Origin of the sequence: Winogradskyella sp. A2, assembly GCF_046762865.1 — a bacterium.
In the GTDB taxonomy this organism is placed as follows: Bacteria; Bacteroidota; Bacteroidia; order Flavobacteriales; family Flavobacteriaceae; genus Winogradskyella.
In genome coordinates, this window is the sequence record NZ_JBKQXM010000001.1 from 538,772 (window position 1) to 549,584 (window position 10,813).

Below are 10,813 nucleotides of genomic sequence, written 5' to 3' on the forward strand. Positions count from 1 at the left end.
CATTCATTAACAACCATCACATGCGCAAAATTATTTTATTCCTTCTGGGTATTTTACTTATTGTAGGAGCTTACTTTCTAGGTCAGTTTATAATTGAAAAAAATGTACGTAAAAGACCCGTTCCAGAAAAAGTAGTGAAAACTGTATTTGTTGAAACGGTTCAAAATTCAACAGTACAGATCGTTATTCCGGCCAATGGAAGTTTAGTTGCTAAACGCAGGGTTGAACTTTTTGCTGAAGTACAAGGTGTTTTTAAAACAGGGAACAAATTGTTTAGACCTGGTCAAGAATTTAGAAAAGGAGAAACTCTTATTCGAATAGATGCTTCAGAACATTACGCAAGCGTGCAATCTTCCAAAAGTAATTTGTACAATTCTATTGCGGCCATTATGCCAGATTTAAGATTAGATTTTCCTGAAGTTTACAGTAAATGGCAATCGTATTTAAACGGTTTTGACCTGAACAAATCAACGCCAAAACTACCAGAGATGACCACAGAAAAAGAAAATTTTTTCATTACTGGTAGAGGAATAATTTCGAACTATTTTAATGTTAAGAATTTAGAACAGCGTTTAGCAAAGTATAATATTAAAGCGCCTTTCTCGGGTATTTTAACAGAAGCACTTGTTACTGAAGGATCTTTAATTAGAAATGGGCAAAAGCTCGGGGAATTTATCTATCCAGGAGTATATGAGATGGAGGTGGCACTTAGTAAATCCTATGCGAGCCTATTGAAAGTTGGAGAACCTGTTGAGTTAAATAATATTGATAAAACAGAACGTTATTCTGGAGTTGTAACAAGAGTTAATGGAAGCATTGACCCAACAACACAAACCATAACGGCATTTATAGAAGTTAAGAATGAAACATTAAAGGAAGGGATGTATCTCGAAGCAAATTTAAATGCTAAAGAAGAACAAAATGCTTTTGAAATAAATAGAAATTTAATGCTAGATGGTGATCAAATATTTGTTCTTAGAGATAGTATTTTGGATGTTATTGATGTACAACCTATTTACTATTCTGACACAAAGGTTGTTTTAAAAACTATTCCAGATGGTACAGTCATTCTGGCCAAACCAGTCCCTGGTTCATACGCTGGTATGTTAGTAAAACCCTATCAATCAGACTTGAAAGAGATTTCAAGCTCAGAAAAACAGGATAAGTAATGAGAAAACTAATTGCTTATTTTATAAGGCATAGCGTCGCTGTAAATGTAGTGATGTGGTCCTTTCTTATTTTCGGAGTGTTTGGTGCACTAAAACTTAAATCATCATTCTTTCCCTTAGTAGATTCAAAAAATATTAGTATTAATGTTACCTATCCAGGTGCATCACCACAAGAGTTAGAGGAGGGTGTTATACTTAAAATCGAAGATAATTTAAAAGGTCTTAATGGTGTAGAACGTGTTACGTCTACATCAAGAGAAAATAGCGGTAATATCAATGTAGAAATCCAGAAAGGTAAGGATATTGATTTTATGCTATTAGAAGTTAAGAATGCTGTTGATCGAGTACCTTCTTTTCCGGTAGGAATGGAGCCATTAATAGTTGCTAAACGAGAGGAATTAAGACCAACAATAACATTTGCAATTAGTGGTAGTAAAATACCTTTGGCTACACTAAAGCAGATTGGCAGGCAGGTTGAGAATGACCTTAGAGGAATAGAAGGGATTTCGCAAATTCAAATTTCAGGATATCCAGAAGAAGAAATTGAAATAGCTGTTAATGAAACTAACTTATTAGCCTATGATTTAACCTTTGCAGAGGTTGCACAAGCGGTAAATCAGGCGAGTTTAATAACTACTGGCGGAACTATAAAAACAAATGCAGAAGAGTATCTTATAAGAGCAAATAATAGATCTTACTATGCAGATGACCTATCTAATTTAGTCGTTAAATCAGATGCTTCTGGTAGAAAGATTAAGCTTAAGGATATTGTCATTGTTAGAGATCAATTCTCAGAAACTCCAAATGCTAATTATTTTGATGGTAATCTTTCTATTAATATCACCATTACCAGTACCAATACTGAAGATTTAATTACCTCTGCTGAGAATGCTAAGAAATATATTGAAGACTTTAATCAGAAATATGATAATGTAAAATTAAATGTGGTTAGAGACTTATCTACTACATTGGTGCAACGTACTGAATTGCTTACTGAAAACGCTTTAATTGGGATGATTTTAGTGTTAACTTTTTTATCCTTGTTTCTTAATACAAGGTTGGCCTTTTGGGTCGCAGTAGGTTTACCTGTCGCATTTGCTGGTATGTTTATGTTCGCCGGTTATTTTAATGTTACTATTAATGTGCTTTCATTATTTGGTATGATTATAGTAATTGGTATTCTTGTTGATGATGGTATTGTGATTGCAGAGAATATCTATCAACATTATGAAAAAGGTAAGTCGCCAGAACGAGCAGCTATAGACGGCGTAATGGAAGTTTTACCTGCTATTGTTTCAGCCATTTTAACAACTATTCTTGCTTTCGGTATCTTTTTATTCTTAGATGGTAGAATTGGTGAGTTTTTTGGTGAAGTATCAGTAGTGGTAATTCTAACATTAGTGGTATCGTTAGTTGAAGCATTAATTATTCTTCCAGCACACTTGGCCCATTCTAAAGCATTAAGAACGCAAAGTAAAAAGCAAAAATCTGGTTTGGCAGGTATATTTCAAAATGTGTTTTCTAAGCTCAGATATGCAAATACCTTAGGTGATAAAATAATGAGAGGTCTCAGGGATAAGATATATAGTCCATTTTTAAAATTTTCCTTAAACAATAGATTTTTAACCTTTTCATTTTTTATAGTCATCTTTATTTTAACAAATGCGAGCTTTCAAGGTGGTATTATAAGGAGTGCATTTTTTCCGGATATAGCAAGTGACAGGGTTCAGATCTCTCTTAATATGCCTAATGGCACAAATGCTAAGGTAACCGATAGTATAATTTCATATATAGAGGCAAAAGCTAAGGAGGTAACAAAGGAAATCAATGACGAATTTATTGGTGAAAATTCTGATAAATACTTAGTAGAAAATATGATTAAAAATATTGGTCCAGGTTCTGCAACTGCAACTCTAGCGATCAATTTATTACCAGGTGAAGAACGACCAAATAGTATAACTTCAAACTTAGTTTCAAACCGCATAAAAGATCGTGTTGGGCCAATTTTTGGCGCTGAGAGTATTGTATATGGTGGTGGTAGTAATTTTGGAGGACTTCCTGTTTCAGTTTCACTATTAGGAAATAATATAAACGAACTAAAAGCGGTAAAATCTGAATTAAAACAAAATTTAGAAAATAATATACTTCTTAAAGATGTTACGGATAACGATCCAGCTGGTATAAAGGAAATTCGTCTAAAACTAAACGAAAATGCTTATGCTTTAGGCTTAGACCTGCGCTCTGTAATGTCTGAAGTGCGTTCTGCATTTTTTGGTAATCAAGCCCAGAGATTTCAGAGAGGTCAAGATGAAATACGTGTTTGGGTAAGGTATGAAAGAGAAAATCGCTCATCGATTAACAATTTAGATAATATGCGTATCACTACACCTAGTGGTGAAAAGGTGCCGCTTAAGGAGATTGCAACATATATAATAGAGCGTGGTGATGTTGCAGTAAATCACTTAGAAGGTAGAAGGGAAATTCAAGTTTCTGCAGATATTAAGGATACAAAAAAGACAAGTGCCACAGATATTATGGCTGAAATTAGAGATGAGATAATGCCAGAGATATTATCTAAGTATCCAACAGTTACGCCGTCTTATGAAGGTCAGAATAGAGAGCGTTTAAAACTCATGAACTCCTTAGGACCTGTTGGTTGGACTGTATTGGCACTGATATACATAGTTATTGCATTTACATTTAGAAGTTACAGTCAGCCTTTAATATTATTAGCTTTAATCCCTTTCAGTTTGCCAGCTGTGGCTTGGGGACACTGGATACATGATTTTCCATTGAATATATTATCAATGTTGGGTATAATTGCCCTTATTGGTATTATGGTAAATGATGGTTTGGTATTGATAAGTAAATTCAATAGTAATCTTAAAAGTGGATTATCTTTTGATGAGGCATTATATGAAGCTGGGCGTTCACGTTTTAGAGCTATTTTCTTAACTTCATTAACCACAATTGCTGGTTTGGCACCATTAATTTTTGAGCAAAGTAGACAAGCCCAATTCTTAATCCCAATGGCAATTTCAATTGCTTATGGTATTGGATTTGCTACCGTTTTAACTCTAGTGGTTTTACCAATATTTCTATCATTCAGCAATTTTATCAAAAAGAATACAAAATGGCTTTGGACGGGAGATGATATTACAAAAGAAGAGGTAGAACGAGCCATTAAAGAACAAAAAGAAGGCTTTAGACTGCAAGAAGATGCAATTCTAGGGACTTCAAATAAAAATAAAAGAATAGAGCAAGAACAATTGAACAATGCAGACAAATGATTAGTAGAAAATACATAATATGTGTTGCAGTCTTAATAGGTTGTAATCTTTTTGCACAAAATATTTTGTCTAAAGAAGAGGCTATTCAACTTACATTAGAAAACAATTACGGAGTTAAGATTGCTAATAATAATGTTGAATTAGCAGAGAATAATAAAAGTGTTCTCAACTCAGGGTATTTACCAACCTTAACAGCTAATGCAGGTGCGACCTACAATAAAGATAATCTTTCTGCAGAATTCAGTAGTGGAGAGTCAACCTCCTTAGATGGTGCAGAAAGTTCTAGATATAATGCAGGTATAAATCTTAATTATACCTTGTTTGATGGGTTAGGTCGCTATTACGATTTCAAGAGATTAAAAGAAGAATATAATTTAAGCGAGCTACAAGCTAGAGAGACCATTGAAAATACAATTTTACAACTACTAACGGTCTATTATGATGTAGCCAGACGTGCAGAGAATTTAAAATCACTTGAGCAAACATTGGAGATTTCTTATGACAGACTGGTGAGATCAGAATATCAATTTGATTATGGGCAAAACACAAAATTAGATGTTTTAAATGCCCAAGTGGATATTAATAATGATAGTATTAATGTTATAACATCAAAGCAAAACCTTATCAACTCTAAGCGCGATTTAAATGTAGTTACTGGTAATTCAATTGATAGAGTATTTGCAGTTGACACCTCTGTAACCTTTCTGATGCAATTAAATAAGCAACAATTATTGGAAAAGGTTTTAAGTAATAATGTCACATTAATTCAGAATGATAAAAATATTGCCATTAACGATTTTACAGTTAAAGCCAATAAATCGGGTTATTTGCCAATTGTAGGTTTAATTGGGACTTATGGCTGGAATGAGAATAACAATAATGCGGCATCTTTTGTCGCGGTATCTGCAAATACGGGACTGTCTGCCGGAGTTAATCTAAGTTGGAATTTATTTGATGGTGGAACCACTATTACAAGAGTAAAAAATGCTAAAATTAATCTTGAAAATTTAAAATTACAAAAGGAGCAATTAAAGTTAGAAGTTGAAAGAAATTTTAATAATGCTTGGGACGATTATCAGAATAGATTAAAGATCTATCGTGTACAGGAAGAAAATATTAAAACAGCAAAGAATAATTTTAATCGTACACAGGAAAAATTTAAATTAGGGCAAGTTACCTCTATCGAATTTAGACAAGCGCAATTTAATTTACTAACTGCAGAATTGAGCAGAAACCAAGCAAAATATGATGCTAAATTAGCAGAAGTATTAGTACTTCAAATCAGTGGTGAATTATTAAATGTAAGATTCTAATCTTAAGAAAAATGAAAGAACATTTTTTTCAATGTCCGTATTGCTGGGTGCAAATTTCAATGCTAATTGACACTTCTCAGCACACCCAAAATTATATTGAAGATTGTGAGATATGTTGCAATCCTATACAGGTTAGCATATCGTGTGAAAAGCAAGAAATACTAAGTTTTCAGGCCGAAAGTATAGAACAGTGAAATTTCATAAAATATTGATAATAAGCATTTTATAAAATTAAGGTGTGCAGTTCATCGAAAAAAGTTGTTGTTTTAACTGTTAGAGTCTATATTCGTAAGGTAAATTGTGTCCCTCCACAGAAATCTGCTATTATGAGAACCCTAAAATTAACCTTGTTATGTTGCTTGCTTTCTGCATTTACATTTGCAAACGTTTCCCAAGAACAAAAAGGCGCCCTGTTAGCACTATATAATGCTACAAATGGTAATGATTGGAAAACTTCATGGAATTTAGAAGATCCAATTTCTGATTGGTATGGAGTAACTGTAGAAGATGATAAAGTAGTTGCTTTAAATTTAACATTCAACAACTTAAAAGGAGAATTACCAGAGGATATTGCTGCGTTAACGTCTTTAAGAGTATTAAACTTATCATTTAATAAGATAGAGGGACAACTACCAGAAAGTATTACTGAAATAGTTTCATTAGAAAAACTTTTATTGTTTTCTAATAACTTAAGTGGTGCACTGCCATCTAATATTGGTAACCTTGAAAACTTAAAATCACTAGAACTTTATAACAATAATTTCTTCGGAGAAATACCAGCTTCTATAGGTGACCTAACAAAATTAGAAACATTAATACTTAGTAGTAATAATTTAATGGGTAAAATACCATCTACTGTTTCTAATATGAAATCATTAAAAGTATTAAGTGTTTTTGACAATAACCTATTAGGTACAATTCCTTCTTCAATTGGTGAATTAGCTGAATTAGAAGAATTAGTATTATCTAATAATGCATTTTATGGTAATTTGCCAGGCGAGCTTGCACAGTTAACTAATTTAAAAACATTGTTGTTAAGCAATAATGGTTTTAAAGGTAACTATGCAATGTTGAAAGAACAACTTCCAAATATTGTAGATTTTGATCTGGATGAGGCTAATCTAAAAGGTGCACTAGCAACTTTAGACTCAGACGATGATGACGATTAATATATTAAGTTTTATTTATAATTGGTTTAAAGCGCTCAGATTTTCTGGGCGTTTTTTTATTTAAAATACTTGTTAAAATTAAAAAGCGTCGTATATTTGCAATCCAATATCGCGGGATAGAGCAGTAGGTAGCTCGTCGGGCTCATAACCCGAAGGTCACTGGTTCGAGTCCAGTTCCCGCTACAACAAGCCAAATACGAAAGTATTTGGCTTTTTTTGTCAATGAGTTTGTATAAGGAGAACTATATTAATTCTAGCGTTTTTGGTAGCATATTATTCATAGAATAAGCATGTAGTTAATGAAGTTTTTTTCGATTGTCTTTTGCTTGTACTTAACCACATGTGTTCTCTTCGTTGTCGTATAAGAATAGTTGCGGATTTACGTTCGAGTATTTTCCGAAGGAAAATCAGATGTAGTTAACTATTAAAGACCTTTAGTTAAGACCAATATTGAGCGATTCTTTTTATATATTGTTAGACTGGTTTTATTCTGTTTTCGAAATCATTCCTTAATTACAAGTAATCAACTTCATTAGTATGGAGATTATTAAGGTAGTTAAAAATTGAACAATTTTTGAAGTTAAATTTATTTGCTTAAAGAATTATAATTTTCGAAAATAATTGCCAATTAAAATTCTTTTTATTAGAAAAAATTAATGCCCAAATTTTCATATTAGAACCATCACCTTTGTAACTTGTTTAAAATCAGTATCTCACATAAGGATTAATAATAATTAGAACCCGATAAATATGTGTTTTGTCGAAAAACAAAGATAAATCAAGTATGGATTATTTTTAAATTCTATTTTCGTTTGCACGACCAAATCTATCATCAAATTTTACTTCTAATATTTAAACCCCATTTAGATGAAGGTCGTAAAAATTATTTTCGTTTCTATTTTATTTTCTTTTTGGAGCAATGCTCAAGTTAATTTCAGTCAAAGTCAAATTACTTTTAATGTTCCAGATGATCCTGGTGCAACTGTAAATGCAGTAACTTCCTTAATGTACGGACCAGATGGTCGTCTATATGTTGCAGAATATACAGGTGCTATAAAAATACTAACAATACAACGTAATAGCGCCACAGACTATGTTGTTACAGATATTGAAGAACTAGATGGTATTCTTACGATGGCAGATCACAATGATGATGGAACAACGCATAATAGTACTTTTCGTGAGACTATTGGGCTAACTGTAGTCGGTACAGCTCAGAATCCTGTAATTTATGTTACTTCTAGTGATTTCCGCATCGGTGCTGGTGATGGTGGTGGTAATGGTGATGTCAATTTGGATACAAACTCTGGAGTGATAACACGATTTAGTTGGAATGGTACTTCTTGGGATGTTGTAGACTTAGTTAGAGGTCTTCCAAGATCTGAGGAAAATCATGCAACTAATGGTCTCGAATTCGTCACTATAAATGGGAATGATTACTTGATTGTGGCCTCTGGAGGGCACACCAATGCTGGCTCACCATCAACAAATTTTGTTTATACTTGTGAGTATGCTCTATCTGCAGCAGTGCTTTCGGTTGATCTTACAGCATTGAACTCACTTCCAATCCTAGACGATAATGGGCGTAGTTATATATACGACTTGCCAACCTTAGATGACCCAACACGAACAAACGTTAATGGAATCTCTGATCCGGATGTACCAGGGTATAATGGCATTGACGTTAATGATCCTTGGGGAGGTAATGATGGGCTTAATCAAGCGATAATTGATCCAAATGGTCCCGTACAAATATTCTCTCCAGGTTATCGCAATGCTTATGATTTAGTCGTAACAGAGTCTGGTGCAGTTTATGTAACAGATAATGGAGCCAATGGTGGATGGGGAGGATTCCCTGCTAATGAGGGAGGTGGTAATGCAACAAATGATTATGATTCTTCTGAACCTGGGAGTACTTCATCCTCTGGAGGAGAACAAATTAATAATAAAGATCATCTACAGTTAATAACCACAAATATTCAGAATTATAATTTTGGCAGTCTCTATGGAGGTCACCCTAACCCGACTCGTGCTAATCCAACTGGTGCAGGTCTTTATACTGACGATGGTACAAATCAGGTATTTCGTACTTTAATTTATGATCCTAGTAATCCTGGAATTGGTTATACGGATAATCCGGATATTGCACTACCAGCAAACTGGGACTTAGTTGTTCCTGCAGCAAATCCTATTGAAGGTGACTGGAGAGGACCGGGAATATCAAACCCTGATGGTCCCAATGATAATCCTGTAACCACATGGGGAACCAATACAAATGGTATTGACGAATACACCGCAACAAATTTTGGTGGTATTATGCAAGGGAATCTTCTGGCAGGCGTTAATAATGGTGTTCTGCGACGTGTGGAACTTGATGGTAATGGGGATCTAGACCAACTAACCTCAAATTTTCTTTCAGGGATAGGCGGTAATGCCCTAGGAGTAACCTGTAATGGAGATAACGAAATTTTCCCAGGAACAATTTGGGCAGGTACGCTGAACGGAAAAATAGTGGTTTTTGAACCTCAAGATTTTGTGCCATGTTTGGATCCAACTGACGAATCTTATGATCCGCTTGCAGATTATGATAACGATGGTTATACAAACCTAGATGAAGAACAAAACTTTACAGATTCATGTAATGGTGGTTCTCAACCTGCAGATTTTGATAAATCTTCAGGTGGTACACTTATTTCTGATTTAAACGATACAGATGATGACTTTGATGGTATTCCAGATAGTTTGGACCCTTTTCAATTAGGGGATCATACTCAGTCTGGAAGTGATGCATTTACTTTGCCAATAAGTAATGATCTTTTTAACGATCAACAAGGTCTTGGAGGAATTTTCGGACTAGGAATGACAGGTTTAATGAACAATGGAGATTCAGGTCCCAATTGGTTAAGCTGGATTGATGACAGGGACAATGGGCCTAATCCTAATGATGTTCTTGGAGGAGCGCCTGGTATTATGACTTCACATATGACTTCTGGTACAGCATTAGGAACAATTAATACACAAGAGAAAGGATATCAATATGGTGTACAAGTAGACAACTCAACAGGTACTTTTACAGTAACAGGAGGTATGAATGGTTTTACGGGACCTTTAAGACTTTTTGAGAACGAACAAGGTATCACTAATGGTGAGCTTGGATTTTTTATTGGAGATGGAACACAGTCTAATTATATAAAATTTGTAGTGACCACTGACGGTTTCATTGCCTTACAAGAAATAGGAGATGTACCACAGACACCTGTTAGTTTTACCTTCCCTTTGGAAAACCCTTCAATATCTGGGATACTTTTCCATTTTGTGATTAACAATCTGACTGGTGAGGTTAATCTGGAATATCAAATAAACGGAGGCTCACGTACATTACTTGGCACAATAACCGCCCAAGGAAATATACTTACAGCATTGCAAGATCCATCAGTAGATTTGGCAGTTGGTTTTATAGGTACTTCAGGAACGGCTGGATTGGAACTAGAAGGAAGCTGGGATTTCTTGAATGTAAGTCCATACCCACTAATAGAAGTAGACCCTGTCGCCAACCAAAATAACGATGTAAATGATGAGATCAGTCCATTTGGTATTACAGCAATTGGAGGAAATCCTTCTGCTAATTTCACTTACGCTATTTCTGGACAGCCAGAAGGTATTAATATCGATTCAAACACAGGTGTTATTTCTGGCACCATAGGTTCTAACGCGGTTTTTGGTGGTCCTAATAACGATGGACTGCATCAGGTAACGGTAACAGTAAATAAGCCAGGTTCAACGCAACAAATAATTAACTTTAATTGGACGGTTACGGGTCCATTGGTAGTGACCAGTATCGACGATCAGCAAGACCAGATAGGAACGACCGT

General features: G+C 34.5%; 6 protein-coding genes and 1 tRNA gene. All 7 read left to right on the forward strand.

Annotation, left to right across the window (positions count from 1 at the left end; translation table 11 throughout):
- Positions 1 to 20 precede the first annotated feature (20 nt).
- On the forward strand, positions 21 to 1,169 hold the full coding sequence (locus ACFWV9_RS02360; RefSeq protein WP_411893628.1) for an efflux RND transporter periplasmic adaptor subunit: 1,149 nt from the start codon (positions 21 to 23) through the stop codon (positions 1,167 to 1,169).
- Positions 1,169 to 4,459: an efflux RND transporter permease subunit gene (locus tag ACFWV9_RS02365; protein WP_411893629.1), complete on the forward strand. Its 3,291-nt coding sequence runs from the start codon at positions 1,169 to 1,171 to the stop codon at positions 4,457 to 4,459. The genes ACFWV9_RS02360 and ACFWV9_RS02365 overlap by 1 nt, the downstream gene beginning before the upstream one ends.
- A complete protein-coding gene (locus ACFWV9_RS02370) occupies positions 4,456 to 5,772 on the forward strand; it encodes a TolC family protein (protein WP_411893630.1) in 1,317 nt (438 codons plus the stop codon). Before ACFWV9_RS02365 ends, ACFWV9_RS02370 begins: the two co-directional genes overlap by 4 nt.
- A gap of 11 nt (positions 5,773 to 5,783) precedes the next feature.
- Positions 5,784 to 5,966 (forward strand): CPXCG motif-containing cysteine-rich protein, encoded by a 183-nt coding sequence (locus ACFWV9_RS02375; RefSeq protein WP_411893631.1) that lies wholly within the window; start codon positions 5,784 to 5,786, stop codon positions 5,964 to 5,966.
- A gap of 132 nt (positions 5,967 to 6,098) precedes the next feature.
- The gene (locus ACFWV9_RS02380) at positions 6,099 to 6,941 is read left to right on the forward strand and encodes a Two component regulator three Y domain protein (protein WP_411893632.1); all 843 of its coding nucleotides are present in this window, start codon (positions 6,099 to 6,101) and stop codon (positions 6,939 to 6,941) included.
- A 110-nt stretch (positions 6,942 to 7,051) separates the two neighbouring features.
- Positions 7,052 to 7,124, forward strand: a tRNA-Met gene (locus ACFWV9_RS02385).
- Positions 7,125 to 7,808: 684 nt separating this feature from the next.
- Positions 7,809 to 10,813, forward strand: a 3,005-nt coding sequence (locus tag ACFWV9_RS02390) for a putative Ig domain-containing protein (protein ID WP_411893633.1), incomplete at its 3' end; no start/stop codon positions are given.

Excerpts from the sequence above, each read along its gene's own strand:
- ACFWV9_RS02375 (WP_411893631.1), top strand. The coding sequence starts at position 5,784 with ATGAAAGAACATTTTTTTCAATGTCCGTATTGCTGGGTGCAAATTTCA.
- ACFWV9_RS02365 (WP_411893629.1), top strand. The coding sequence starts at position 1,169 with ATGAGAAAACTAATTGCTTATTTTATAAGGCATAGCGTCGCTGTAAAT.
- ACFWV9_RS02380 (WP_411893632.1), top strand. The coding sequence starts at position 6,099 with ATGAGAACCCTAAAATTAACCTTGTTATGTTGCTTGCTTTCTGCATTT.
- ACFWV9_RS02360 (WP_411893628.1), top strand. The coding sequence starts at position 21 with ATGCGCAAAATTATTTTATTCCTTCTGGGTATTTTACTTATTGTAGGA.
- ACFWV9_RS02370 (WP_411893630.1), top strand. The coding sequence starts at position 4,456 with ATGATTAGTAGAAAATACATAATATGTGTTGCAGTCTTAATAGGTTGT.